Origin of the sequence: Alteromonas confluentis, from assembly GCF_001757105.1 — a bacterium.
Lineage (GTDB): Bacteria > Pseudomonadota > Gammaproteobacteria > Enterobacterales > Alteromonadaceae > Alteromonas > Alteromonas confluentis.
This window is the reverse complement of record NZ_MDHN01000018.1, coordinates 17138-41646: the sequence shown is the minus strand read 5'-3', so window position 1 is coordinate 41646 and position 24509 is coordinate 17138. Positions and strand designations below refer to the sequence as shown.

The 24509-nt window shown below is 49.7% G+C and carries 27 protein-coding genes and 1 other annotated feature (1 of these 28 cut by a window edge); of the genes, 14 read left to right on the top strand and 13 right to left on the bottom strand.

Features of this window, described 5'->3' with window-relative positions; translation table 11 throughout:
* The 12 genes from BFC18_RS08700 to BFC18_RS08650 all read left to right on the top strand — a co-directional run bounded on the left by BFC18_RS08700 (position 1) and on the right by BFC18_RS08650 (position 11249).
* Complete coding sequence (locus BFC18_RS08700; RefSeq protein ID WP_070125175.1) at positions 1-432, top strand: HvfA family oxazolone/thioamide-modified RiPP metallophore; 432 nt, start codon at positions 1-3, stop codon at positions 430-432.
* 27 nt (positions 433-459) lie between these two features.
* The gene (locus tag BFC18_RS08695; RefSeq protein ID WP_170826581.1) at positions 460-1311 is read left to right on the top strand and encodes an HvfB family MNIO-type RiPP peptide maturase; all 852 of its coding nucleotides are present in this window, start codon (positions 460-462) and stop codon (positions 1309-1311) included.
* A complete protein-coding gene (locus BFC18_RS08690) occupies positions 1308-2051 on the top strand; it encodes an HvfC family RiPP maturation protein (RefSeq protein ID WP_070125173.1) in 744 nt (247 codons plus the stop codon). Before BFC18_RS08695 ends, BFC18_RS08690 begins: the two co-directional genes overlap by 4 nt.
* Positions 2052-2157: 106 nt before the next feature.
* Positions 2158-2280, top strand: coding sequence for a hypothetical protein (locus tag BFC18_RS22020; RefSeq protein WP_281182394.1), 123 nt, complete (start codon positions 2158-2160; stop codon positions 2278-2280).
* Positions 2281-2295: 15 nt separating this feature from the next.
* Positions 2296-2832: an adenine phosphoribosyltransferase gene (gene apt, locus BFC18_RS08685; protein ID WP_070125172.1), complete on the top strand. Its 537-nt coding sequence runs from the start codon at positions 2296-2298 to the stop codon at positions 2830-2832.
* A gap of 15 nt (positions 2833-2847) precedes the next feature.
* Complete coding sequence (gene dnaX, locus BFC18_RS08680) at positions 2848-5565, top strand: DNA polymerase III subunit gamma/tau (RefSeq protein WP_070125171.1); 2718 nt, start codon at positions 2848-2850, stop codon at positions 5563-5565.
* 36 nt (positions 5566-5601) lie between these two features.
* A complete protein-coding gene (locus tag BFC18_RS08675) occupies positions 5602-5928 on the top strand; it encodes a YbaB/EbfC family nucleoid-associated protein (protein WP_070125170.1) in 327 nt (108 codons plus the stop codon).
* Positions 5929-5931: 3 nt separating this feature from the next.
* Positions 5932-6531, top strand: coding sequence for a recombination mediator RecR (recR, locus tag BFC18_RS08670; protein WP_070125169.1), 600 nt, complete (start codon positions 5932-5934; stop codon positions 6529-6531).
* Between the two features lie 159 nt (positions 6532-6690).
* The gene (htpG, locus tag BFC18_RS08665) at positions 6691-8613 is read left to right on the top strand and encodes a molecular chaperone HtpG (RefSeq protein WP_070125168.1); all 1923 of its coding nucleotides are present in this window, start codon (positions 6691-6693) and stop codon (positions 8611-8613) included.
* Between the two features lie 311 nt (positions 8614-8924).
* On the top strand, positions 8925-9569 hold the full coding sequence (adk, locus tag BFC18_RS08660; protein ID WP_070125167.1) for an adenylate kinase: 645 nt from the start codon (positions 8925-8927) through the stop codon (positions 9567-9569).
* 132 nt (positions 9570-9701) lie between these two features.
* Positions 9702-10097: an MAPEG family protein gene (locus tag BFC18_RS08655; RefSeq protein ID WP_070125166.1), complete on the top strand. Its 396-nt coding sequence runs from the start codon at positions 9702-9704 to the stop codon at positions 10095-10097.
* 30 nt (positions 10098-10127) lie between these two features.
* Complete coding sequence (locus BFC18_RS08650; protein WP_070125165.1) at positions 10128-11249, top strand: alanine racemase; 1122 nt, start codon at positions 10128-10130, stop codon at positions 11247-11249.
* A 2-nt stretch (positions 11250-11251) separates the two neighbouring features.
* On the opposite strand, the gene BFC18_RS08645 is transcribed toward BFC18_RS08650, so the two are convergent.
* On the bottom strand, positions 11252-12103 hold the full coding sequence (locus BFC18_RS08645; RefSeq protein ID WP_070125164.1) for an SDR family oxidoreductase: 852 nt from the start codon (positions 12101-12103) through the stop codon (positions 11252-11254).
* A gap of 162 nt (positions 12104-12265) precedes the next feature.
* On the opposite strand from BFC18_RS08645, the gene BFC18_RS08640 reads away from it, so the two are divergent.
* Positions 12266-13153 carry a LysR family transcriptional regulator gene (locus BFC18_RS08640; RefSeq protein WP_070125163.1) on the top strand — a complete coding sequence of 296 codons (888 nt, stop codon included), beginning with the start codon at positions 12266-12268 and terminating at the stop codon, positions 13151-13153.
* 110 nt (positions 13154-13263) lie between these two features.
* On the opposite strand, the gene BFC18_RS08635 is transcribed toward BFC18_RS08640, so the two are convergent.
* From BFC18_RS08635 to lepB, 4 genes are all read right to left on the bottom strand, one after another.
* Positions 13264-14259 (bottom strand): coiled-coil domain-containing protein, encoded by a 996-nt coding sequence (locus BFC18_RS08635; protein ID WP_070125162.1) that lies wholly within the window; start codon positions 14257-14259, stop codon positions 13264-13266.
* A gap of 321 nt (positions 14260-14580) precedes the next feature.
* Positions 14581-15030 (bottom strand): Hsp20 family protein, encoded by a 450-nt coding sequence (locus BFC18_RS08630; RefSeq protein ID WP_070125161.1) that lies wholly within the window; start codon positions 15028-15030, stop codon positions 14581-14583.
* Positions 15031-15152: 122 nt separating this feature from the next.
* Positions 15153-15599 (bottom strand): Hsp20 family protein, encoded by a 447-nt coding sequence (locus BFC18_RS08625; protein ID WP_070125160.1) that lies wholly within the window; start codon positions 15597-15599, stop codon positions 15153-15155.
* A 152-nt stretch (positions 15600-15751) separates the two neighbouring features.
* Positions 15752-16396: a signal peptidase I gene (gene lepB / locus BFC18_RS08620; protein ID WP_070125159.1), complete on the bottom strand. Its 645-nt coding sequence runs from the start codon at positions 16394-16396 to the stop codon at positions 15752-15754.
* Between the two features lie 197 nt (positions 16397-16593).
* Between lepB and BFC18_RS08615 the strand changes: the two genes are divergently transcribed.
* Positions 16594-17334, top strand: a complete 741-nt coding sequence (locus BFC18_RS08615; RefSeq protein ID WP_070125158.1) for a substrate-binding periplasmic protein — start codon at positions 16594-16596, stop codon at positions 17332-17334.
* Here BFC18_RS08615 and hisIE read toward each other — a convergent pair.
* The 8 genes from hisIE to hisG are packed head-to-tail and all read right to left on the bottom strand — an operon-like array spanning position 17300 to position 24400.
* A complete protein-coding gene (gene hisIE, locus BFC18_RS08610) occupies positions 17300-17920 on the bottom strand; it encodes a bifunctional phosphoribosyl-AMP cyclohydrolase/phosphoribosyl-ATP diphosphatase HisIE (RefSeq protein WP_070125157.1) in 621 nt (206 codons plus the stop codon). The two genes, BFC18_RS08615 and hisIE, sit on opposite strands and share 35 nt — an antisense overlap.
* 11 nt (positions 17921-17931) lie before the next feature.
* Complete coding sequence (gene hisF / locus BFC18_RS08605) at positions 17932-18717, bottom strand: imidazole glycerol phosphate synthase subunit HisF (RefSeq protein WP_070125156.1); 786 nt, start codon at positions 18715-18717, stop codon at positions 17932-17934.
* Positions 18699-19436, bottom strand: coding sequence for a 1-(5-phosphoribosyl)-5-[(5-phosphoribosylamino)methylideneamino]imidazole-4-carboxamide isomerase (gene hisA, locus BFC18_RS08600; RefSeq protein WP_070125155.1), 738 nt, complete (start codon positions 19434-19436; stop codon positions 18699-18701). Before hisA ends, hisF begins: the two co-directional genes overlap by 19 nt.
* Complete coding sequence (gene hisH, locus BFC18_RS08595; RefSeq protein ID WP_070125154.1) at positions 19436-20038, bottom strand: imidazole glycerol phosphate synthase subunit HisH; 603 nt, start codon at positions 20036-20038, stop codon at positions 19436-19438. Before hisH ends, hisA begins: the two co-directional genes overlap by 1 nt.
* Positions 20038-21108 carry a bifunctional histidinol-phosphatase/imidazoleglycerol-phosphate dehydratase HisB gene (gene hisB, locus BFC18_RS08590; RefSeq protein ID WP_070125153.1) on the bottom strand — a complete coding sequence of 357 codons (1071 nt, stop codon included), beginning with the start codon at positions 21106-21108 and terminating at the stop codon, positions 20038-20040. The genes hisH and hisB overlap by 1 nt, the downstream gene beginning before the upstream one ends.
* Positions 21105-22187 (bottom strand): histidinol-phosphate transaminase, encoded by a 1083-nt coding sequence (gene hisC / locus BFC18_RS08585; protein ID WP_070125152.1) that lies wholly within the window; start codon positions 22185-22187, stop codon positions 21105-21107. The genes hisB and hisC overlap by 4 nt, the downstream gene beginning before the upstream one ends.
* Entirely contained in the window at positions 22184-23491 is a 1308-nt protein-coding gene (gene hisD / locus BFC18_RS08580) for a histidinol dehydrogenase (protein ID WP_070125151.1), read from the bottom strand. Before hisD ends, hisC begins: the two co-directional genes overlap by 4 nt.
* 6 nt (positions 23492-23497) lie before the next feature.
* A complete protein-coding gene (gene hisG, locus BFC18_RS08575) occupies positions 23498-24400 on the bottom strand; it encodes an ATP phosphoribosyltransferase (protein WP_070125150.1) in 903 nt (300 codons plus the stop codon).
* A gap of 45 nt (positions 24401-24445) precedes the next feature.
* Positions 24446-24509, bottom strand: a sequence feature (His leader region) (it continues 53 nt past the right edge of the window).

Sequence of the window (24509 nt, the reverse complement as noted above, 5' to 3'; positions counted from 1 at the left end):
ATGAGCAATTTTAAACGTACTTTATCTCTCGGCATTGTGAGCGCAGCGGTTATGGGCAGTGGTTCTGCGCTGGCAGATTCTAACCCATTCGGGCAGCAAACACTCGAGTCAGGGTATATGCAGACATTTATCGAAGGCAAATGCGGCGAAGGTAAATGTGGAGGTAAAGAAAAGAAAACAGAAGAAGGGAAGTGCGGTGATAAAAAGGCCATGAAAAAAGTGGCCGAGGAAGGAAAATGTGGCGAGTCAAAACCTTCTGCTGTCAAAGACATGAAAGACAGCAAAGCAATGTCGGAAACCATGGCAAAAAAAGCCGCTGAGGGAAAATGTGGTGAAGACAAAAAAATGAAAGAGGGAAATTGCAGCGCGATGAAGAAAGCTGACAAAGAAGGAAAGTGTGGAGAGGGTAAATGCGGTGCGAGCAAGCGCTAAGATAATCAAAAGTACAGGAGCAAGGTGATGAATTTACACGGTGCCGGTCTCGGACTTCGTCGTGAAATGCTGCCTTCGCTCCTGCCCAATTTACCGTCTGAAGTGGATTTTTGGGAGTTGGCACCGGAAAACTGGATCCCCATGGGGGGAAAGTTTGCGCGTCAACTTCGTGATTGTACTTCTCAAGCCACAACGATTGCCCATGGATTGTCACTGTCTATTGGTAGTCCAGATCCTCTCGATATCCAATTCGTCAAAGCAGTAAAAACCTTTTTAGACGACCACAATATTCAGTTATACAGTGAACATTTAAGTTACTGCTCCTCAGAAGGTCATCTATACGATTTATTACCGATCCCGTTTACGGAAGAAGCGGTTCAACATGTGGTAGACCGCATTAAGCGGGTACAAGATATAATCGAGCGCCCATTAGTGCTGGAAAATGTCTCTTATTATTATCAGCCTCATGGGCAACTCACTGAATTGGAATTCATTCTGGCTGTGCTTGATGGCGCAGATTGCCAGCTGTTGCTCGATGTGAATAATCTCTACGTAAACAGCATCAACCACAAATACGATGCTGCTCAATTTCTGCAGGCACTGCCATCATCCCGAATCGCATTGGGACATATCGCGGGGCACTTTGACGAAAGTGAGGCACTAAAAATAGACACCCATGGCGATGCGGTATGTGAACCGGTGTGGTCGCTATTGGCGCAAGCATATGCCGTGCATGGTGTGTTTCCTACCTTACTAGAGCGCGATTTCAACCTGCCGCCGATGGCTGAATTGCTTGGTGAAGTCTCCCGCATCAAAGATATCCAGGAAACCGCCGCCTTTCACCAGGCTTCCAAACGGGGGGAAGGTAAATCGGCATGAATAAAACAATCGAAGAGCAATTCGCATTCGCCAGGGCTGTACGTGATCCTTCCGTAAAATATGGTGCCGATACTGCTGAGACGAGGCAGCGTTTGGGTGTTTATCAACAATTGGTTTTAAGCAACATCACCCAGTTTGTCGATTCTGCTTTTCCGGTTTTGAAGTCATTTATTCGTGAGGAACAATGGCAATCGATACTTCGCCATTTTGTTATCCATCATCGATGTGATAGCCCTTATTTTGTAGACATCAGTAAAGCCTTTCTTGAATATTTGCATGACAATCATGCTATTACCGCATCACTACCCGCATTCGCCCGAGATCTCGCGCATTATGAATGGCTAGAAATCGACATTGCTACCCGACAAAATTCGTATCCTGTAACAGTAAACCTAAATACTGCACACCGATTTACCTTGTCGCCATTGGCAGAAGTGGTCAGCTACAACTATGCAGTACATCAAATCAGTGCAGAGCACGCCGGCACAGACCTTGCCGCGAATCCCCACCATTACTGTGTCTATCGCGATGAAGACGATGAAGTACAATTTTCTGTACTCACGCCGGCGTCTGCGTTGTTGTTGGGCGTTCTGGCTGAAGCTGAACAGCCCTTAACCGAAACGTTAATATTGCACCATCTCGAAAGTCTCGTTGAACCCGCCGCCATCAGTCGATTGAAGCCTTACATCGCATCAACATTGCACGCATTTTGTGAAAAGAAAATAGTCTTCATGTGCTGAGGTCGGATTAACAATCTTGGCTATAATGGACATTAGCTCTGTTATTCGAACAGTGTTTCGATTAACATTTACGACCATTTTGACTTAAAACTTTCAGGTAATGATTATGGCTGATAACGGCGAGTTTAAAGAAGTGTTTAACTGGTGGTACTTTCTGGCAATCCTTGTCACGTTAGTCGCTTTCCCTCTGGCACATATTATCGCTGGCTGGTTCACTTTCTGGCTGTAATCATAAGGCAAAGAAGTGACTGCTGAATATATAAAATCTGTAATAAAAACTGTACCCGACTATCCCAAACCCGGCATCATGTTTCGTGATGTCACCAGCGTACTGGAAGACCATAAAGCGTTCACCGCTTGCGTGGCTATGCTGCTTGAACAATATCAGGGCATAACCTTCGACAAAGTCGCTGGCACTGAAGCCCGAGGCTTTTTGTTTGGTGCGCCGCTGGCCTTGGAAATGGGTGTGGGATTCGTTCCTGTGCGCAAACCCGGTAAATTGCCTCGTGAAGTGGTGAGCGAATCTTACGAGCTGGAATACGGCAAAGATACGCTGGAAATCCACAAAGACGCAATAAAGCCAGGCGACCGTGTGCTGCTAATCGATGATCTGCTGGCAACCGGCGGAACGATTGGTGCATCCGCAAATCTTATTCGACGCTTGGGCGGTGTGGTTGAGCACGCCGGGTTCGTGATTGGTCTGCCAGATCTTGGCGGCTATGACAAGCTGACTGCGCTGGGTATCGAATGCTACTCAATTTGTGATTTTGAAGGTGAATAAGGAAAACTTGGTTTTATGAGTTATCAGGTTCTGGCAAGGAAGTGGAGACCAGGGAAGTTCAGTGAGCTTGTTGGTCAGGAACACGTTGTTACTGCCATCGCCAACGCATTAGATAACGACCGCCTTCACCATGCTTATTTGTTCACCGGCACCCGGGGTGTCGGTAAAACAACTATCGCACGAATTTTTTCAAAAAGTCTGAACTGCGAGACCGGGCAGGGCGCGAATCCTTGCGGCGTTTGTGATACGTGTCGCGAAATCGAGCAAGGCAACTATGTCGATTTACTCGAAATCGATGCGGCGTCCCGTACCAAGGTAGAAGACACCCGGGAACTACTCGATAACGTGCAGTACAAGCCAACTCGGGGGCGCTATAAAGTGTACCTGATTGACGAAGTGCACATGCTCTCTAAGCACAGCTTTAACGCGTTATTGAAAACACTGGAAGAGCCACCTCCCCACGTTAAGTTTCTGCTGGCGACTACCGATCCGCAAAAGCTGCCCATTACTATCTTATCCCGTTGTCTGCAATTCAATTTGAAGGCGTTATCTCGCGAGCAAATATCCGGACAGCTTGATCATATTTTGCAGCAAGAGCAGATCGGTTTTGAGCCCGCTGCGCTAGCGCTGCTGGCCCGTGCTGCACAAGGCAGTATGCGTGATGCGTTGAGTTTGACAGATCAAGCCATTGCCCAGGGCGACAATCAAGTGTCAGCGTCGGTCGTCACCGACATGCTAGGTCTGATGGACCGCCATCAGGTGCTTAAGTTACTTTTTGCCCTGGTGAAGAAAGACGCAGCTGAATTATTGGATATTGTGGCACAAATGGCTGAGCAGGCACCGGATTTTGGTCAGGTGTTGGCAGAGCTATCTAGCTTGCTACATCAAATTGCGCTTACGCAGTGGGTGCCTGATGCCTGTAAGCTGGAAACCACCTCCGCTAAAGCCATTTATCAACTGGCGAAGGCCATGCCAGCAGAACAGGTACAACTGTTCTATCAGATAGCCCTTCAGGGTAAAAAAGATTTACCGTACGCGGTAGACGGTCGTTCAGCACTGGAAATGACACTGCTGCGCATGATGTCTTTTGCACCCGTTCCGCCAAATGACGGTAACCTTGAATTAATTGTCGAAGGTGATGGGGCACAGTTAACACCTGTTAATTCAACACAAGTTGCTCCTGCATCGCCTGTTACCCAAGCCTCAACTGTGACGCAGAACCCCTCGGAGCCTGAGCCCGAGCTTGAGTCAAAGTCGGAGCCCGAGGCCTCAATTGTGACTTCGTCTTCAGCTCCTGAAGATAGCCTGCAGTCAGAAACTCCCAGTGTTAATGCTGCGGAAAGTACGAAGGAGCCAGAAGCAACTACATCTGAGGACGTTGCCGACGATGAATCGTCGGTTGCACCATTAGAGGCAGAGCAACAAGATATTGAGCAGATGGCTCACAAGCTTCGTCAATCTGCTGAACCTGTGGCGCCCAAACCTCAGCCACAAATGGTGCCTGAGAATGAAAGCGAACCGCAACAACAGCCTCATCCATCGCAACCGCAAGAAGTGATTCAGGCCGAAACTCAACCTGCGCCAGCACCTGCACAATCGGTTGATCAATCTTTTGAGCACGCAGATAATGCGCCGCCACAATGGGATAATATTCCAACGTCCCATTATGATGATATGCCTGCGCAGGATTACGATGATGAGGTATACATCGATGATTATCCGTTACCCGATAATCAGCACGGAGCTGCTCAGGTGTCTGCTCCGGTAGATAACACGGCTTCACTCACGTCAATTGAAGAAATGCTCGCTTTACGTCAGAAACTCAAAAACGGACGTAAAGAGGCTGATGAGTCACCGGCAAAAAAGCAGCAAGCGGATAAAGCCGATACATCCGAACGGGTTCGCAGATTAAGTCAGCGTGGGGGGCAACAGTCAGTTACGTCATCTGACGCTAACGTGCCTGAACAATCCGAAGGCGGTCAGCCTTCATCCCATGAGTTAAATCAACAACCTGTACTGCAATCGGAAATCCAACCTCCTGTTGCTGAAGAGCCGCCTCCATGGGCTACCGATGAGATACCTGCACAGCTGTCATCGATGGACGAGCAGGATCATACCGAAACGCCTGCGGACGTTTTAGAGCCTGCTGATAATGCGGCATCGATGCCTGTGGCCCAAGTGGACAGTAGCATTGAAAATGCGTTGCCTGCTGAATCTGAGCAATCGGAATCAGATAGCGATGAACAACAACCCTCGGTACCAGAACAAACGTCTGAACCGGCCAAATCTGTTGTACAAAGCGTAGATAAAGACGCGCTTCCAGCATATCTGCCTGACGGCACGAAATTGCTGCTTGGCAGACAAATCGATAGCTGGAGCGAGCGGGTTGCCAGTCTAGGTCTGGTTGGTCTGACGAAACAAATCGTACTTAATTCAGCATTTTCGCAAAATGGTGAGCAAGTAACGCTTGAATTAGACCAGAGTCAGAGCCATCTAATAAACGATAATGCGATTGCCCAGCTCACTGATGCGCTGTCCAGTGCATTAGGACAGCCAGTGAACGTAGAAATTGTTTACGGGCATCCACAACAAACACCGTTATCGCTGCAGGCACGCATAGATACCATGCGTCAGGCTTATGCCCATGAAGTAGTGAGTAACGACGAAAAATTTACGACATTGCGGGATGTTTTCGCTGCCTCGGTACTCGAAGATACCGTTCAGCCCCGCTAATGCAATTCCAATCAATTTAGAAAGAGAGAATCGACCATGTTTAAAGGTGGAATGGGAAATATTATGAAGCAGGCGCAACAGATGCAGGAGCGCATGCAGAAAGCCCAGGAAGATCTGGCAAAAATCGAAGTGACCGGCGAAGCCGGTGCCGGTCTGGTAAAAGTAACCATGACCTGTAACCACAACGTGCGCCGTGTTGATATTGATGAGTCGTTAATGGACGACGACAAAGACATGATTGAAGATCTGGTTGCTGCTGCATGTAACGACGCGGTTCGTCGCGTACAAGAAACCAGCAAAGAAAAAATGGGCGATGTGACTGGTGGCATGCCACTGCCTCCAGGTTTTAAAATGCCGTTTTAACCAATGAAATTTAGTCCGCTTCTTGGTGAGCTCATCAGTGCGCTCACCTGTCTGCCCGGTGTGGGCAATAAAAGTGCCCAGCGCATGGCGTTTCACTTGCTGGAACGTAACCGTGATGGCGCAATGAAACTGGGTACCGTGCTGCACAATGCCATGGAGCATATTCAGCATTGTCAGCAGTGTCGTACGTTTACCGAAGATGAGGTGTGCGAGATTTGTCGTTCGCCGAAACGTCAGGAAGCGGGTGTACTGTGTATTGTGGAAAGCCCGCAGGATGTGCTGGCTATTGAGCAAACGCTGTCGTTTGGCGGTACATACTTCGTGCTGATGGGGCATTTGTCGCCCATTGATGGTATCGGCCCTGCGGATATCGGCTTAACTGAACTGGAAACCCGCCTGAAACAGGAACCCGTGTCGGAAGTTATTCTTGCCACTAACCCCACGGTGGAAGGTGAGGCCACTGCCCACTATATTGCGCAGATGTGTAACTCACTGGATATCACTGCCAGCCGTATTGCCCACGGTGTGCCGGTAGGTGGTGAACTGGAATACATCGATGGCAGCACGCTCACGCACGCGTTCTCCGGTCGTCGTAAGCTTTAATTGCTGATTTTTTGCTCTGTCAGCGGCGTGGTTGGCAGAACCTCTTCCCACTAAATTCATCAAATCTGATAAAAACCCTACTTTTCAGGTTGAAATAATTTCCGCCGACCTTACTTCCTACTCTGAAAATTGTTTCAAACAGCTAGGAGATTCTGGTTTATGGCTGAAGCAGCCCAACAAGAAAAACATGGTTTTCAGACTGAAGTAAAACAGCTTCTGCAACTGATGATTCACTCTTTGTATTCCAACAAAGAAATCTTCCTGCGTGAGCTGGTGTCTAACGCCGCCGATGCGGCCGACAAGTTACGCTTCCGCGCGTTGGAGAATGCAGCGCTGTACGAAGGTGACGGCGAACTGAACGTTAAGCTGAGCGTCGATGCCGACGCGGGCACCATCACCATCGCCGATAACGGTATCGGTATGAACCGCGAAGAAGTTATCGCTAACCTGGGTACGATTGCTAAGTCCGGTACCAAGGATTTCTTCAGCAAGCTGTCTGGCGATGCCGCTAAAGATTCGCAGCTGATTGGTCAGTTCGGTGTGGGATTTTACTCGGCATTTATCGTTGCCGATAAAGTAACGGTTCGCAGCCGTGCAGCAGGCGCTGATGCATCGGAAGGTGTTGAGTGGATTTCAGACGGTGAAGGTGAGTTTACCGTGGCTGAAATTAACAAGCCCACACGCGGTACTGAAATCACGTTGCATATCCGTGAAGACGAAAAAGAGTTTGTTGATGCATGGCGTCTGCGTTCAATCATCGGCAAATACTCTGACCATATCAGCATTCCGGTTCTGATGTGGAGAGATGAAATCCCTGAGCAGGATGGTGAAGACGGTGAGAAAATCCCGGCCGTACCTGGCGAATGGGAAAGCGTGAACAAGGCCACCGCGCTGTGGACACGTGATAAGTCAGATATTTCTGACGAAGAATACAAAGAATTCTACAAACACATTTCACACGACTTTGCTGATCCGCTGTCGTGGGCGCACAACAAAGTGGAAGGTAAGAGCGAGTATACCAGCCTGCTTTACATCCCTGGCAAAGCGCCGTTTGATATGTGGAACCGTGAACAGAGCCATGGCCTGAAACTGTATGTGCAGCGCGTATTCATTATGGATGACGCTGAGCAGTTTATGCCTACGTACCTGCGCTTTGTGAAAGGTCTGCTGGACTCCAACGATCTGCCGCTGAACGTTTCCCGTGAAATTCTGCAAGACAACAAAGTCACCCAGACACTGCGTCAGGGCTGCACCAAGCGTGTACTGCAGATGCTGGAAAAAATGGCCAAGAATGACAGTGAGAAGTATCAGTCATTCTGGAGCGAGTTCGGTAACGTTCTGAAAGAAGGCCCGGCTGAAGACTTCAGCAATAAAGACAAGATTGCGGGTCTGCTGCGTTTCTCGTCTACCCATGATGAGTCTGATGCACAATCTGTGTCGCTGGAAGATTACATCAGCCGCATGAAAGAAGGTCAGGACAAGATTTATTTCGTAACTGCAGATAGCCTGCAGGCAGCGAAAACCAGTCCACACCTGGAAATCTTCCGCAAGAAAGGCATCGAAGTGCTGCTTATGGGCGAGCGCATTGACGAGTGGTTAATGTCTCACCTGACTGAGTACAACGAAAAGCAATTCCAGTCGATTGCCAAAGGTGATCTGGACTTAGGTGATCTCGACGACGAGGAAACCAAAAAAGCCCAGGAAGACGCCGAGAAAGAAGTTGAAGGTGTACTGGAGCGTGCCAAGACTGCACTGGGTGAAAAAGTTATCGACGTGAAATTCACCCACCGTCTGACTGAATCTCCTGCGGTAATTACTGCTGACGAGAATGGCATGACGACGCAAATGATGAAGCTGATGCAGGCTGCTGGCCAGACTGTACCAGAGGTGAAATATCACTTCGAACTGAACCCTGAACACCAGTTAGTGAAAAAGCTGGCTGACGTGCAGGATGAAGCGTTGTTCAGCCAGTGGGTTGGCGTACTGTTCGACCAGGCGGCATTGTCAGAGCAGGGCAGTTTGAAAGATCCTGCCAGCTTTGTTCGTAACCTGAACAGCCTGCTGATGAACATGGCGAAATAAGGCCATTGTTTCAAATGTAAACATAGTAAAACGGGTCTTAATGACCCGTTTTTATTGTAATCATCATCAACATTTATTTAGCTTGGTAATGTTACTGTAAAACAACGGCTTAATTGTTGTTTTATAAACATAATGTAGTCTGGCCTGAAAGTTTTACAAGTCCCTTCCATCTGCTGCTATTGTAGTACTATTGTTCATAAAGCATGCGACATAGGTCGTATTATCTGATTCAGCCTCTGCTCTGGACTTGTTTCGCTTTCTCTTAGTGTGTAAAGTGCCGTCAGTTAAGAAAATAAAGCGGAGAGCGCAAAATGCGAATCATTCTTCTCGGCGCACCAGGCGCTGGTAAAGGCACTCAGGCTCAATTCCTGATGGGTCGTTATGGTATTCCTCAGATCTCTACCGGTGACATGTTACGTGCAGCCATTAAAGCAGGCACTGAGATGGGTCTTGCCGCCAAGCGCGTCATGGACGAAGGTAAGCTGGTGTCTGACGACATCATCATTGGTCTGGTTAAAGAGCGTATTGCTCAGGACGATTGTGAAAACGGTTTCCTGTTAGACGGTTTCCCGCGCACTATCCCTCAGGCTGATGCGATGAAAGAAGCTGGCGTGAACGTTGATCACTGCATCGAGTTCGACGTGCCGGACGACGTTATTGTTGAGCGTATGGGCGGCCGTCGTGTTCACCCTGCATCAGGCCGTGTTTATCACGTGGTTTACAATCCACCTAAAGTGAAAGGTAAAGATGATGAGTCGGGCGACGATCTGATCATTCGAGATGATGACAAAGAAGATACCGTTCGCGCACGTTTAGGCGTTTACCACGAGCAAACTGAGCCGTTGGTAAGCTACTACTCTGCAGAAGCCGAAGCCGGTAACTGCCAGTACCACAAACTCGATGGTACCAAGCCAGTAGACGAAGTCAGTAAAGAGCTGGCTGAACTGCTGGGCTAAGTCACACACATTGAAAAGGTCGCAGGTTGCGGCCTTTTTTTGTGCCTGTCTGTCAGAATAGGTAAAACATTTTGCCTCTTACCCGTTAAATTGACAGAATAACAATAACCAGAATAAAGATAACTGACGACTATGAGTTTTCCAATCACCGCGTTTTATGCCAGTTTGCTGGCCCTGTGCTATATCTATCTGTCATTCGCCGTTATTAATGTTCGCCGCAGCGCCCAAATTGGTGTAGGCGACGGTGGCAATGCCGAGCTGGCGCGTGCTATCCGGGTGCACGGTAATTTCAATGAATATGTGCCCCTAACACTCATCCTGCTAGCGTGCCTGGAAAGCTTGCATCCACAACATTGGGTGATCCATGCTGGCGGTTGTGCGTTATTGTTCGGCCGCATTCTTCATGCGTATGGCCTGCGTTTAAGTGAAGGCGTGAGTTGGCAGCGGTTATCAGGGATGATCCTGACGTTTCTGTCTATGCTGTTTCTCGCCTGCGCGAATTTATTTATGATTCACTACATTATTTAATCAACAGGATTTGATTCCAATAAGGGGCGTATGACCTTACTTTCTGCTTTGATCACCCCAGCTTGTGTTATCGACATAAACCGTCTTGAGCGAAACAGCGAACGGATGCTGACAAAATGTCGCACTGTGGGTTTGCCGTTGCGCCCCCATGTTAAAACACTAAAAAGTACTCAAGCTGCTGCGATTTATGCGCCGTTGCCGTCTGCAATCACGGTTTCTACACTGGCGGAAGCCCGCTATTTTGCCGGTGCAGGCTATCAGGACATTCTCTATGCCGTGGGCCTGACGCCTAACAAATATGAGGCTGTGAATAAACTACTTGCCGACGGCGTGGCGATAACCGTCGCCGTAGATAATCCGTCAGCTGTCGATGCCTTAACGCGTGCCAGCAGCCTGTTCTGCAAGCCGCTCAGTGTAGTCATAGAACTTGATGTCGATGACCACCGCGCTGGCATCGCCCCCGAAAGTGAAACGCTGCTTTCTATGGCAAAACAAATCAATGATGCTGAACAACTTGCGTTCTCTGGCGTGATGGCACATGCAGGCGCGTCTTACGGCTGCAACACGCAAGCTGCGCAAACTGCCATGGCCAAGCAGGAATGTGAACGTACCGCAATAGCAGCTGAGCGGTTAGCCGATGCAGGCTTGCCTTGTCGCGTGGTTTCCGTGGGTTCTACGCCAACGGCATTGTCTGACTACAAGCAAACGGGCATTACTGAAATTCGCGCGGGCGTTTATGCCACCTTTGACCTGGTTATGGCAGATCTCAACGTTTGTGCAGTGGAGGATATTGCGTTATCAGTGCTGACTACTGTAATTGGCCATCAGCCGAAGAAAAACTGGGTATTGGTTGATGCAGGCTGGATGGGACTTTCCCGAGATAAGGGAAGCAACAATCACGGTTACGGGTTGGTGACAGATGCGAGCGGCAAGGTGCTTGATGGCTGGTATGTGAGTATGACGAATCAGGAACATGGTATTATCGAGCATAAAGATAAACTGCCAATTCCAGACGGTCTGTTTGAATTTGGCAGTCAGCTTCGAATCTTACCGAACCATGCCTGCGCTACAGCAGGGCAATATCGCAAGTACTTCGTTACCCGCGATAATCAAACCGTCAGCGAAGTCTGGGACAGCGCCGACGGTTGGTAAGCTTAGATGGCCTGTTTAATCAGGTCGGTGATAGAAGGCGTTGCACGGCCAATGAGTTCGTGCAGCGTGTTGCTAGAGCCACTTAAATCTCCTTCTTTGGCGTACTGTTCTGAATTCGCCAATACCCCGGCCAGACCGGCAGGAAGTCCCGCCACATCTGTTAAGAAGTGTTGATATTCATCGGGTGACATGGGTTGGTAAGCTATACCTTTACCGGTGGCGGCGCTGATCGCATCAGCGTAGCCCTGTAATGTAAACGACGCATCACCTGCCAGTTCGTACACATTACCCACATGTTGGCTGACGTGATTCAGCACCACCGCGGCCGCTTCCGCGTAATCATTTCTTGTTGCCGTGTCGATGCGGCCATAGCCTGCAGCACCCGCGAGAACACCAGAGTCAATCACAGCTTGAACACCCTGTAGATAGTTTTCAGAGTACCAGCCATTTCGCAGGATCACGTAAGGAATACCAGATTCTTTAATGAGCTGTTCGGTGGCCTTGTGTTCTTCTGCCAGCGCGAGTTTGGAAGTGTCTGCTCGCAGCAGGCTAGTGTACACGATATGGGAAACACCCACTTTCTTCGCCGCGTTAATAACATTGGTGTGCTGTGGCAAACGGCTACCCACTTCACTGCCTGAAATCAGAAACAGCGTGGTTATACCATGCAAACCATGCTCTAGGGTTTCAGGGGTATCGTAGTTAAACGCTCGGGCCTCAATGCCGGGGTTCAGTTGCTTTGCTTTCTCCGGTGACCGCACCAGAGAGACGATGGTATCGGCAGGGATTTTGTTCAGCAGATTTTTAATTGTCAGTTGGCCTAATTGACCTGTTGCGCCAGTAATTCCAATCATTGTTAGTTACCTCGTATTCTTAAAAAATCGAATTTGAAAAATTAGTTTAATTTGTCAGTGTGTTGCTCGATGAAATTATTATGAGGTAACATCGGTGTATTAATAAGTAGGACAAAAAAGAATGCAGTGTTCTGATTTTGAGTACAATGGGTGGCAAGGTTGATGGACTATCAATACCTTCGACATCTGGCCATTTTTTGTGTGGTGGTTGAGGCGGGTAGCTTTGCTGCTGCCGCCAGAGCGCTGCACACCAGTCGTTCCCGTGTGAGTGAGCAAATTGCCGAGCTGGAAAGTGCATTGGACAGCCGTTTACTTCAGCGCTCGACCCGTCAACTCACCGTTACCGAGGAAGGGAATCGGGTGTATGAGCGGGCGAGGGTGCTACAGGAAGTCCTGCAAGACATCGACAGTATTACGGCATCAGAGCACCCCGCAGGACGGGTGGCTATCACTGCCAATCACGATATCGCCCATAAATTTGTTATGCCTGCGCTGGTGGCCTTCAAAACGCTGTATCCCGACGTGTACGTGGATTTTCTGGTCAGCGATGAACGCATAGATCTGATCCACGACAAGGTCGATTTAGCGGTGCGTATTGGTATTCCGAAAGATGCTTCGTTAATAGCAAGAGTATTGCACGAAGAGGCTTTCGCTTTATATGCGCAGCCTGAAATGCTGGCGAAATATGGTATGCCTGAAAATGTTGAAGGCTTAACCGATCTGCCTTGGGTACTGCTGGATTTGCCGAATTGGAATAACTCGGTAAGGTTGCATAACGCGTCAGGCACCCGCGTGATCACCCCAACAAATTACCACCGTTGTAATTCACCTATGCTAATTCATAAAATGGCTGCATCTGGGCTGGGCGTGGCATCTTTTTTACCCTCTACAGTTCAGGATGAAGTGGATTCAGGGGCGTTAACACCGATATTTACCCAGTGGCGCGGTGAACGAATGGCGTTTTCATTAGTGTACCCGTCGCGCAAACACATTCCCCAGCGTACCCGAGTATTGATTGATTTTTTGGTCGCTTATGGCATGTTTGAATGAACGACACTGTCTGTCGGTACCCAGTAGCTCCTGTTACCAATATTTTCTACGCAACAATGCAACAATGCCTGGCAAATGAATCGGGCAGCTAATTCGCTGCCCGTTTTTCATTAGCTTACTGAGTCAATAAAGTTGCCCAGCCTGTCTGTCGACCCTTGGTCTGCCTGCAAGCGATTCGCTTCACGCTCTGTTTCATCCTCCAGTCGCTGCTCGATGTCGTCAAGTTCACTTTGTAGAGAGGCATCATCCACTTCGGTAATTTCGAGCATTTCTCGCAGAACATCCGCTTCTGCTCTGAGTAGCTGTATGGTGTCAGCTAAATCCTCATTCCCGTAAGGGTCTACTGTGGCTACGTCTTCCAGCGTTTCAATGGCCGTAGACTGTACCTCTGTTGCTTCGGTCGCTGTGGTAACCGGCGCTGCCCCTTCGAGGTTTTCTTCCGGCGCATTTAAATCCGTTGTCTGAACGAAATTCAGTCGGGTTGCCAGTTCCTCCTCGTCATCCGCCAGTGCGGTGCGTCGTGACGAATCTCCCGCCGCTTGATCGTAATTGTCAGTCACGGGCTGTTGCAGTGCCTGCTCATTGCGAAGTTCATCGGTTGCTTCGCGTTCAGCCTGCAACCTTGCAGCATCACGGCGGTTCGCTAACTGTTCCTGTGCTTGAAGTTGGTCTTGTTCCTGCAACGCGAGTCTTCGCTCACGCAGGGCTTCACGTTCTTCACGCAGTTGTTCCAAACGTTCATCAGAACGGGCTTCGGCCTGTCGTCGCTCATCCTGACGCTCATCCAGTTCACGCAATATCTGCTGGCGATTTTCTTCACGAGCTGTACGACGTTGCTCTATTTCATCGTTACGCTCTGCACGACGTTCAGCATCTTGGGCTTGTCGTTGCTCTATCTCGTCCTGTCGTTCTTCCTGACGTCGAACTTCCTCGCGACGTATTTCTTGTTCACGTACTTGTTCGCGCTGTTCATCTGCCTGTAACGCTTCAGCCGGCGCAACGGCCGCCGTCGCTGTAGGTTCTTCTGAAGCCGCTTCGGATTCCTGGGCACGTCTTCTGGCTTCTAGTTCAGCCTGCGCAAGTGTGGGTAATTGATTAATGGTCATCGGTTACTCCTTAAGCTATCTGGTTTATTGAATACGCTTCAACAAAAATCAGTTATGCTTTAAGCGATGCATCTTAAATGCCAGTACCCTGTATTCATCGGAATATATCTAAGAGTTGAAAACTTGATTAATTTCAGTGTATTGCAAGTTATCTACTGCTTCTTGTTAAATAGTACAGAGAGAAGAACCGGCGAGCTATGAAAATAGTATCTTCAGCTGTAACTCTTACCGGATGAAAATGCGTTTCAGGAAGCGGGTTTATAAACGCGAACTACAAAAAACGGCACCCGAAGGTGCCGTTCTCAATTCTTCTGCAGTTAGTTATTCAGCTTTGTGTTCAATGGCCGCGTTGCCAATCTCAATTTTGCGGGGCTTTTTCGCCTCAGGAATAACTCGCTCGAGATCCACATTTAGCAAGCCATTTTCCAGGTTCGCGCCGGTAACATTCACATGGTCGCCAAGTTGGAATTTGCGTTCAAAGTTGCGCTCAGAAATCCCCTTGTGCAGAAATTTACGGGCTGCATCTTTTTCATCGTCCGGTTTCTTGCCGGTGACGGTGAGGGTGTTTTCTTGCACTTCAATGGTAATGTCATCGTCGGCGAAGCCTGCTACAGCCATAGAGATGCGATATTTATTTTCCTCTAGCAACTCAATGTTGTAAGGAGGGAACGCACTCTGGCTTTCAAAGCGGGTGGCGTTATCAATATAAGAAGCCAGACGGTCTGAGCCGATGAATGAACGGTAAAGTGGTGATAAATCAATAGTACGCATGGTCATATCCTTTCAATTAAGCAATATGTAAAGTTGTCAGCCCCGAATACGGCAGCTGGTTTTTTAACGGTATCGGCTCAACGGAAACCGATACCGGAAATCAATAAAAGAGTATTTAAGGCTTATTCAGCGGAATCTGATGCTGGTTTGCCAATTTCAACACGACGTGGTTTCTTTGCTTCTGGCACTACCCGTGCGAGTTCAATATGAAGCAGTCCGTGTTGTAAATCTGCACCAGTGACTTTTACATGGTCACCGAGTTGGAATTTACGCTCGAAGCTACGCTCAGACAGGCCTTTATGCAGGAATTTTCGTTCCGCTGCATTTTCCTGTTGGGCTTTTTTCCCGCTTACGGTTAAGGTGTTGTCTTGAGCAACAATTTCCACTTCGTCAGAAGAGAAGCCGGCAATGGCCATGGAAATGCGGTATTTGTCATCGCCCAGTAATTCAACGTTGTAAGGCGGATACGTGCTTTGGCTTTCAGAGCGTGAAGCGGCATCAACTAAAGATGCAAGGCGGTCTGAACCAATAAAAGAACGGTAAAGTGGAGAGAGATCGATAGTACGCATGGTCATATCCTTTTTATAAAGCAATATGTTTAAAAAGTTTGCCCCGACATTGCGGCGGCGGTTCTGTCGACCTTGCTATCAAGCGCCGACAATTACTATGTAGGTGCTAAAAAAACCTTTTCAACACCTCCAAGCAAAAAAATTTAAATTTTTTATTCAAGCGCTTGAAATGTGCGTGCAATCCTAGGCATATAGGCGTTGTCGTTATCCAATGAATAGGCGATGTGCGACGCTTTTCCGATGATTTCATCCATAGGAATAAAGCCATGTACTCTGGAATCTGCTGAGTTATTACGGTTGTCGCCCAGCACCAACACATGATGTTCCGGTACGGTTACCGTATCGAAAGAGGATAGCGGCGAGCCGGTTTTATCAATATGGATCTGATGAAGCACTTCACCCAATTGCTCCTGCTGATCTTCATCATCGCCGGAATAGTGTAGGGGCTGATTGTTCAGATACAACACATTGTTGCGCATGGCGATGCGGTCGCCGGGCAAGCCCACTACACGTTTAATCAGGCGGTTATTGGCCGCTTTACTGTCGAACACAATAATGTCACCACGGGCAGGAGAGCCGGTCTCTGTTAGGCTGATGTCGGTGAAGGGCACTTTGACATCATAAGCCAGTTTGTTCACAAAAATTCGGTCGCCAACCTCGATAGTCGGCTCCATGGAACCGGAGGGAATGTAATACCAGTCCGCCACACCGGCGCGAACAAACAACATGAGTCCCAGAAAAATAAAAAACGATTTATTTTCCTGCCAGATCTTTTTCAGTGAGAGTCCTTTTTTCATCTTTTCCTCTGTGTCGATAATTGCTCATGGCTTCGAGCGCTAAGCGGGTTGGATTGTTCAATCGCAGATGTAACAAATCCCTTCAAACCGTGGCTGAGTTGCCTGTTAGGCTTCCTGTAATCCATTAAAGGCTTAGGCTGCTATTCGTGCAAAACAATGATATTGTATGTTTTATAATCATAATTCATTGATGCAACATGCGCTTATTAATTGCCCTGCTTATTTTGTTTCCGTGGTTCGCTCATGCGCAATCACCGCGACTGTCTGTGGTCACAGAGTCATCACCGCCGCTTCACTACGTAGATAAATATGGGCGTGTGGCGGGGGAAAGTACCGACAAAGTTCGCCAGATCCTTAAACTTGCCGCATTGGAAGCCGATTTTTCCGTTTATCCCTGGGCGCGCTCGTATACCCTGGCGGAGAAAAATGCCGATACACTCATCTTTTCACTTGCCAAAACTGCTGAGCGGAAAGATAAGTTTTATTGGATAGCCAAGGTATCGGAATTTCATTTATCGGTAGTCGGCCTTCGGGATGAAGCACGGGCAAACAAACTGGTTACCATGGATTCTATCTCACGCTTTACATTTGCCGTGCAGCGCGACGATGTGGCACATCATTGGTTGGTCGAGCAGGGGTTTACCGAGGGGGATAACCTTATGGTGTGTGCCGATATTCAGTGTTCGTGGAATTTTCTGGTTCGTGGGACAGTAGATTTTATCATTGAGGACCCGTCTCTTATTGCACCCATGGCAAAACGATTAAACATCAACGGGGAAGAGATTGTACCGGTAACCGATATTCCAGAGCTGGCGTTAACGGGCTATCTCGCGGCGAGTAAAAGCACTGACAAAGCAGTTGTACAGCGCCTGAAAGACGCTGCACAGCAGCTTGGCATCAATGCTACTTCTGGTGACGCGCACGTAGTACAGCGATGACATCGTCCATGGACATATCGCTGGCCTGAAGCAGTACTGTCAGATGATACAGTAGGTCAGCCGCTTCATTTTTTAACTCTTCTTTGTCTTGCACCGTCGCTGCAAGTGCAGTTTCCACGCCTTCTTCACCGACTTTCTGAGCGATACGTTTAATGCCCTTGCTGTACAAAGAAGCGGTATAACTGGAATCTGGATCAGCAAATTTGCGCGCTGCCAACACACGTTCCAGATCTGCCAGGAAAGTGAATGACGCTGGTGTATTATCGAACCAGCAGCTTTCCGTTCCGGTGTGGCAGGTTGGGCCTTTCGGGCGCGCTAGGATGAGTAAACTGTCGTTATCGCAATCGCTGCCCACTTCAATAAGGTTTAATACGTTGCCAGACTCCTCGCCTTTCATCCACAAACGCTGTTTAGAGCGGCTGAAAAAGGTGACTTTTTTCGAATCAAGAGTGACTTCCAGCGCTTCCGGGTTCATATAACCCTGCATCAGTACTTTGCCGGTTACGGCATCCTGTACGATAGCCGGAAGCAGGTTATCCATTTTATCCCACGCCAACTGCGCCAGATTGTCTTTAGTAATAATCATTAAATTGTTCCTTAACGGCCGTGACGGATACACATGGGAATAGCCTGTGAAGCCAACGTATCTTTCAGTTCGTGCATATCAATGATGCCTTTGTGGAAGACTGACGCTGCCAGCGCGCCATCCACATCTGCCTGCTTGAATACGTCGGTAAAGTGTTCAATGGCGCCGGCACCGCCAGAGGCGATGAGTGGTACCTTACATACTTCACGCACGGCTTTCAGCTGTTCGATGTCGTAGCCCTTACGCACGCCGTCCTGATTCATGCAGTTCAGTACGATTTCACCCGCACCGCGTGACTGCACTTCTTTAATCCAGTCGATGGTGTGCCACTGAGTTTGCTGAGTGCGGCTTTCGTCACCGGTAAACTTGTACACATCGTAACGACCATTCGCCTCGTTGTAGAAACTGTCGATACCAATGACCACGCACTGCTGACCATAAATGTCGTGCAGCTCGTTAATGAGATCTGGATTAGAAAGAGCAGGGGAGTTAATGGAAATCTTGTCCGCGCCCATTTCTAAAATGCGTCCAGCGTCTTCCACCGATTTAATGCCGCCAGCTACGCAGAACGGAATGTCGATGACCTGAGCAATTCGGCTTACCCAGCTTTTATCGACAACACGTTGATCAGACGACGCGGTAATATCATAAAACACCAGTTCGTCGGCACCGGCTTTGGCATACTGTTCTGCCAGTGGCACAATGTCGCCAATGATTTCGTGGTTACGGAACTGAACGCCTTTAACGACTTTACCGTCACGGACGTCGAGACAGGGAATTATCCGTTTTGCCAGCATGCGATAGCCTCCTCAACGGTGAATTTACCTTCCAGCAGGGCGCGGCCTAAAATCACCCCGCCCACATTGGTAGGACGCAGGGCGCGAATGTCATCCAGGCCGCCAATGCCGCCGGAAGCTTGCCAGCTCACTTGCGGGAATTGGGCACATACGTCGGTGTATAAATCCACGTTGCTGCCCTTAAGGGTGCCGTCACGGCTGATATCAGTGCACAGCACGTGTTTCACGCCGACTTCCTGAAAATCTTTCAGCAGGCCTTCCAGCGCCACGCCGGAGTCTTCCTGCCAGCCGTGGGTGGCAATCATACGCTCACCGGCATCGTTGATGTTTACATCCAGCGCCAGCACAATTTTCTCTGCGCCGTATTTCTGCATCCAGCCTTTCACCAGTTCAGGCTGCTTTACTGCCAATGAACCAATAACTACACGGCTTACACCAGAATCTAATAGTTGGGCCACGTCGTCTTCGCTGCGAATACCGCCGCCAGCCTGAAACTTCATGCGTTGGGTGTCGACCATTTTGCGGATAAGCGTAAGCTGTCGCTTGCTGGTGTCTTTGGCACCGGTGAGGTCGACAATGTGCAACCACTGCGCGCCCTGATCGGCGTAGTCGTGTACCACGTCTACCGGATCTTTTTGGTACTGGGTTTTCTGGTTATAGTCGCCCTGAAACAGACGCACCACGGCGCCGTCGATTAAATCAATTGCTGGAATAATCATTACATTTCCACAAAATTAGTCAGAAGTTGTGCGCCGGCTTCGCCGCTTCGCTCGGGGTGGAACTGCACACCGAAGAAGTTATTACTGTGCAGGGCGGCAGAGAACGTTTGGCCGTATTCACAGGTGGCCAGCGTTTTATCGTATACCGGCACGGCAAAGCTGTGCACAAAATAGAAATAAGTGTCAGCCGGAATGCCTTTGAACAGCGTGTTGCCCTCAAGCGGCGTTACCGTGTTCCAGCCCATGTGAGGGAGGCGCAAATCACCAGCCTGCAGGCGGGCAACGTGTCCGGGTATCAGGCCCAGACAGTCAATCTGACCGCTGCTGGTTTCATCCGAGGTTTCCACCATCAGCTGCATACCAAGGCACACGCCGAGCACGGGTTGTTCCAATGAACGAATGGTGTCGGTGAGGTTCTTGCCGTTGATGCTTTTCATCGCGGCATAGGCACTGCCCACGCCGGGCAGAAACACTTTGTCGGCGGCTTTGATAATGTCGAAATTATCGGATACATCTACCGTTACGCCCAGGCGCTCAAGGGCAAACTTTACCGACGAAATGTTCGCACAGCCGGTGTTAACAATAACAATCTTCTGCGCCATTACAGAGCTCCTTTACTGCTCGGCAAGGCATCGCCCTGACGGGTAATTGCCTGGCGTAATGCGCGGCCGAATACCTTGAACAGACTTTCTACCTGATGGTGAGCGTTACCTTCGCTGGTGGACAGGTGAAGGGACAGGCCCATGCTCTGCGCCAGTGAATAGAAAAAGTGCGGTACCATTTCGGTGGCCATTTCGCCTACCTGATCGCGGCTGAATTCAGCGTCCATTTTCATGTAAGGGCGGTTGGAAATATCCATGATGCACTCGGCACGACATTCATCCATAGGCAGTGCGAAGCCAAAGCGGCCAATACCGCGTTTGTCGCCTAATGCTTTTTTCAGCGCATCGCCCAGTGCCAGCGCGGTATCTTCCACGCTGTGGTGGTCGTCGATGTGCAAATCGCCGTCTACCGACACCTGCATTTCAAAACCGCCGTGGGTAGCAATCTGATCCAGCATGTGGTCAAAGAAGCCCATACCGGTGTGGATTTTTGATTTTGCCGTAGAGTCTAAATCTACCCGCACGCGGATATCGGTTTCGGAGGTTTTACGCACCACTTCGGCAATACGCGAAGACGCCAGCAAGGCTTTCTCAATGTCTTTCCAGTTGTTGGTTTCAGGGTTGTACTGAAACGACTTAATGCCCATGTTTTCGGCCAGTTGCACATCAGTGATGCGATCGCCAATCACGTAGGAACGGGTAAAATCGATGCGGCCCTGTTGCAGGTAATCTTTTACCAGACCCAGGCGAGGCTTGCGGCAGGCACAGTTTTCGTGGTCGAAGTGGGGACAAATCAGCACGTCATCAAAGGTCACGCCCTGAGATTCGAAAATCGCCATCATCGCATTGTGTGGCTTGTCGAAATCTTCCTGCGGGAAGCTGTCAGTGCCTAAGCCGTCCTGATTCGACACCATGACCAGGGAAAAACCAGCGGCTTTCAGTTTCAGTAAAACCGGAATGACGTTTGGTTCAAATACCAGCTTTTCCAGGCTGTCCAGTTGCTTATCTACCGGCGGCTCTTCAACAAGGGTACCGTCACGATCGATAAATAAAATAGCTTGCTGACTCACTTGGAAGCTCCTGTCTGGGAAAAATAATCATTAATCAGCTGTAGCAGGCGGTCGTCCTGCTCCGGGCTGCCGATGGTGACACGCAGGCAGTTTTCCAGGTTTAGCTGTTTGGACTGATCGCGGATTAGCATGCCGCGCTCAACCAGATACGCCATCAGCGCCTTGCATCCCGCATAGCGGAACAGCACGTAATTGGCTTTGGTGTCACCAACCATCTCAAATTCTTCAAACGCACTCAGTGCTTCCGTGAGACGGGCTTTCTCTGCGTTTAGAATATCGACTTGTGCGTGCAAACGACCAATGTTTTCTTTGCTTAACGCCTCGGCAGCAATCTGCGCCACCGGATCCGGGATAGGATAAGGCGCAATCACTTTCATCAGCGCAGCAATCACATCGTCATTAGCGATGGTAAAACCGCAGCGCAGACCGGCAAGGGCAAAGGCCTTGGACAGGGTGCGCAGGATTACCAGATTCGGGTAATCAGCCAGCTTGTTTGCCCAGGTGTTGTCTGCATCAAACTCGATATAGGCTTCGTCCACAACTACTAACGCTTTGTCGGTGAAGTGGCGCAGTACGGTGTCCAGATCCTGTCTGGCTACCTGAGTGCCGGTTGGATTATTTGGCGCACAGATAAACACCACATTGACGTCGTTATTACTGCAAATACCTTCCACATCAAGGCTGAAGTCGGCTTTCAATGGCACTTTTTTCACGCCAATGTTGCAGGTTTCAGCGCTAATGGCGTACATGCCATAGGTTGGCGGACAAATCAGAATGCTGTCCTCACCCGGGGTACAGAACGTGCGGATAAGCAGTTCAATGCCTTCGTCGGCACCACGGGTCACCATAAGCTGGCCTTTTTCGACACCAGCATAAGCTGCGTAACCGTTAATCACGCCGTCAGGCTGACAGGACGGATAACGGTTGAAGTGGCTGCTGTCCACATCATAGTGGTTGGCGAACGGCGATTCGTTGGCATTCAGCCAGTCCTGACCACCGGCGTACAGGCGGCGCGCTGACTCGTATGGCTTCAGCGGGATCAGATTGTCATTAATGAGTTGGTCGACCAGACTGCTCATTGCTCATTCCCCTTTTCAAGCTCAGCCATGCGCAGGGCAACGGCCTGTTCGTGGGCATCGAGCCCTTCAGCACTGGCAAGCTTCATAATGGCGGGCCCAAGATTACGCATGCCGTCGGCAGACAGTTCCTGCACGGTGAAACGACGCATAAAATCAAGCAGACCTAAACTGGAATAGTTGCGCGCATAGCCGTAGGTCGGCAGCACGTGGTTAGTGCCCGAGGCGTAATCGCCAGCAGATTCCGGTGACCACTGGCCAACAAAAATAGAACCGGCATATTTGATGTCGGTAAGCAGCTCGCGGGCGTTGTCAGTTTGCACAATTAAGTGCTCCGGCGCGTAGGCGTTACTTACCAGTACGGCCTCGCTAATGTTGCCGGTGAGGATATAGCGGGCATTTTCCATGGCCCGAGAAGCAATGCTGTTGCGCGACAGTTTCGCCAATTGCAATTCTACCTGCGCTTTCGTGGCTTCAATCAGCGCTTCACTGTCTGAAACCAGAATGGCCTGGGAATCCGGACCGTGTTCTGCCTGCGACAATAAATCCGAAGCAACAAATGCTGCATTGGCATTGCCGTCAGCCAGCACCAACACTTCTGAAGGGCCGGCCGGCATATCGATAGCGGCACCGTCGGCACGCTGACTGACTTGTTGTTTGGCTTCGGTCACAAAGCTGTTACCCGGGCCAAAAATTTTGTCCACTTTGGCAATGCTTTCGGTACCGAATGCCATGGCGGCAATGGCCTGGGCTCCGCCACACAGATAAATTTCTTCAATGCCACACAGTGAAGCCGCAAGAGCGATTTCCGGGGCGATTTCACCGGCCTGGTTGGGTGGTGTACACAACACTTTACGTTCGCATCCGGCAACCAGCGCCGGTACGCCCAGCATCATCACGGTTGACGGTAACGGCGCACTGCCGCCCGGAATATAAAGGCCGACAGCATCCAACGCGGTAAAACGCTGCTCGCAGACTACGCCCGGCGTAGTCGTCAGGGTAATATCCTGAGGCTTCTGCGCTTCGTGGAATTGTTTCACATTGTTGAACGCAACCAGCAGGGCGTCTTTAACGTCAGCAGATACCCGTGTTGCCAGTTCGTCCCGCTTTGCAACAGAAAGCGGCAGGCTGTTCAGTGAAGCACAGTCGAACTTCCGGGTGTATTCCAGTACCGCTGCATCACCCTGTTGGCGAATTGTCGCGAGTATGTCTGCAACGGTCACCCGCAGACTGTCTGAGTTTTTCATTACCGGCCGGGCGAGGGCTTCTGTCTGCCCGGCAGGTGTCAGTGAGGACCAGTTGATCATGGCAGATTAACCCATCATTTTTTCAATTGGCATAACCAGAATAGAACGACAACCTAAGGATTTAAGCTTCTCCATGGTTTCCCAGAATAAGTCTTCAGGGCTGACCACGTGTACCGCTACCGCATCGTCAGACCCAGCAAGAGGCAGTACGGTAGGGTTCTCAGCGCCTGGCAGTAAACTCTTTACTTGTTCCAGGTAAGCTTTCGGCGCGTGCAGCATGATGTACTTGCTTTCTTTGGCCTGAATTACGCCATCGATGCGCGGAACAAGACGGTTAACCAGCGCCTGTTTCTCATCAGACAGGGCACCGTCAGCACGTTGGATGAGCACGGCTTTAGAGCGGAAAATCACGTCTTCTTCGACCAAGCCGTTGGCTTCTAAGGTTGCACCGGTAGAAACCAGGTCACAAATCGCATCGGCCACGCCAGCGCGGGGAGCAACTTCTACAGAGCCTGTGAGCATGACTGCACGGGCATTGATATTATTTTCTTTGAAATAACGTTCTAACAGGTAAGGGTAAGTTGTCGCGACTTTTTTACCTTCCAACGACTGAATACCGTCGTATTTCATTTCCTGCGGTACCGCGATAGACAAACGGCAACCCCCGTAATCCAGACGACGCAGTACTTCGAAATCTGCCGCTTTGTTTGCAGACTGGCGCTCAAGCATCTTTTCTTCCAGCTCGTTTTCGCCGATGAAGCCCAGGTCAACAATACCGTCCATAACCAGGCCCGGAATGTCGTCGTCGCGAACGCGTAACAAATCGATAGGCTCATTGGTTGAATGGGCAATGAGGAGGCGGTCGCGAATGTAGAGTTTAATACCGATCGCTTTTAGCAGCGCGATGCTGTCATCGCTTAAACGGCCTGATTTTTGAACTGCAATACGCAGACGTTTGCTGTCACCCATGTGAACATTCCTCTTTTATGAACCTGATTTGAAGCTGCTAAAACGAAAAACCCCCGGAAGTTTCCTTCCGGGGGTCGAGAATTCTTTATCTGCGCCGCTGGAAGGAACA

What these genes read in the sequence shown, in the direction of transcription:
- BFC18_RS08650 (WP_070125165.1), top strand. Translation starts at nt 10,128, where the DNA reads ATGACCTTACTTTCTGCTTTGATCACCCCAGCTTGTGTTATCGACATA.
- BFC18_RS08635 (WP_070125162.1), bottom strand. Translation starts at nt 14,259, where the DNA reads ATGACCATTAATCAATTACCCACACTTGCGCAGGCTGAACTAGAAGCC.
- htpG (WP_070125168.1), top strand. Translation starts at nt 6,691, where the DNA reads ATGGCTGAAGCAGCCCAACAAGAAAAACATGGTTTTCAGACTGAAGTA.
- hisIE (WP_070125157.1), bottom strand. Translation starts at nt 17,920, where the DNA reads ATGATTATTACTAAAGACAATCTGGCGCAGTTGGCGTGGGATAAAATG.
- recR (WP_070125169.1), top strand. Translation starts at nt 5,932, where the DNA reads ATGAAATTTAGTCCGCTTCTTGGTGAGCTCATCAGTGCGCTCACCTGT.
- dnaX (WP_070125171.1), top strand. Translation starts at nt 2,848, where the DNA reads ATGAGTTATCAGGTTCTGGCAAGGAAGTGGAGACCAGGGAAGTTCAGT.
- adk (WP_070125167.1), top strand. Translation starts at nt 8,925, where the DNA reads ATGCGAATCATTCTTCTCGGCGCACCAGGCGCTGGTAAAGGCACTCAG.
- hisH (WP_070125154.1), bottom strand. Translation starts at nt 20,038, where the DNA reads ATGGCGCAGAAGATTGTTATTGTTAACACCGGCTGTGCGAACATTTCG.
- BFC18_RS08655 (WP_070125166.1), top strand. Translation starts at nt 9,702, where the DNA reads ATGAGTTTTCCAATCACCGCGTTTTATGCCAGTTTGCTGGCCCTGTGC.
- hisF (WP_070125156.1), bottom strand. Translation starts at nt 18,717, where the DNA reads ATGCTGGCAAAACGGATAATTCCCTGTCTCGACGTCCGTGACGGTAAA.
- hisC (WP_070125152.1), bottom strand. Translation starts at nt 22,187, where the DNA reads ATGAGCAGTCTGGTCGACCAACTCATTAATGACAATCTGATCCCGCTG.
- BFC18_RS08675 (WP_070125170.1), top strand. Translation starts at nt 5,602, where the DNA reads ATGTTTAAAGGTGGAATGGGAAATATTATGAAGCAGGCGCAACAGATG.
- hisD (WP_070125151.1), bottom strand. Translation starts at nt 23,491, where the DNA reads ATGATCAACTGGTCCTCACTGACACCTGCCGGGCAGACAGAAGCCCTC.
- BFC18_RS08630 (WP_070125161.1), bottom strand. Translation starts at nt 15,030, where the DNA reads ATGCGTACTATTGATTTATCACCACTTTACCGTTCATTCATCGGCTCA.
- BFC18_RS08690 (WP_070125173.1), top strand. Translation starts at nt 1,308, where the DNA reads ATGAATAAAACAATCGAAGAGCAATTCGCATTCGCCAGGGCTGTACGT.
- BFC18_RS08700 (WP_070125175.1), top strand. Translation starts at nt 1, where the DNA reads ATGAGCAATTTTAAACGTACTTTATCTCTCGGCATTGTGAGCGCAGCG.
- BFC18_RS08615 (WP_070125158.1), top strand. Translation starts at nt 16,594, where the DNA reads ATGCGCTTATTAATTGCCCTGCTTATTTTGTTTCCGTGGTTCGCTCAT.
- hisA (WP_070125155.1), bottom strand. Translation starts at nt 19,436, where the DNA reads ATGATTATTCCAGCAATTGATTTAATCGACGGCGCCGTGGTGCGTCTG.
- lepB (WP_070125159.1), bottom strand. Translation starts at nt 16,396, where the DNA reads ATGAAAAAAGGACTCTCACTGAAAAAGATCTGGCAGGAAAATAAATCG.
- BFC18_RS08695 (WP_170826581.1), top strand. Translation starts at nt 460, where the DNA reads ATGAATTTACACGGTGCCGGTCTCGGACTTCGTCGTGAAATGCTGCCT.
- hisG (WP_070125150.1), bottom strand. Translation starts at nt 24,400, where the DNA reads ATGGGTGACAGCAAACGTCTGCGTATTGCAGTTCAAAAATCAGGCCGT.
- BFC18_RS08640 (WP_070125163.1), top strand. Translation starts at nt 12,266, where the DNA reads ATGGACTATCAATACCTTCGACATCTGGCCATTTTTTGTGTGGTGGTT.
- BFC18_RS08645 (WP_070125164.1), bottom strand. Translation starts at nt 12,103, where the DNA reads ATGATTGGAATTACTGGCGCAACAGGTCAATTAGGCCAACTGACAATT.
- BFC18_RS22020 (WP_281182394.1), top strand. Translation starts at nt 2,158, where the DNA reads ATGGCTGATAACGGCGAGTTTAAAGAAGTGTTTAACTGGTGGTACTTT.
- BFC18_RS08625 (WP_070125160.1), bottom strand. Translation starts at nt 15,599, where the DNA reads ATGCGTACTATCGATCTCTCTCCACTTTACCGTTCTTTTATTGGTTCA.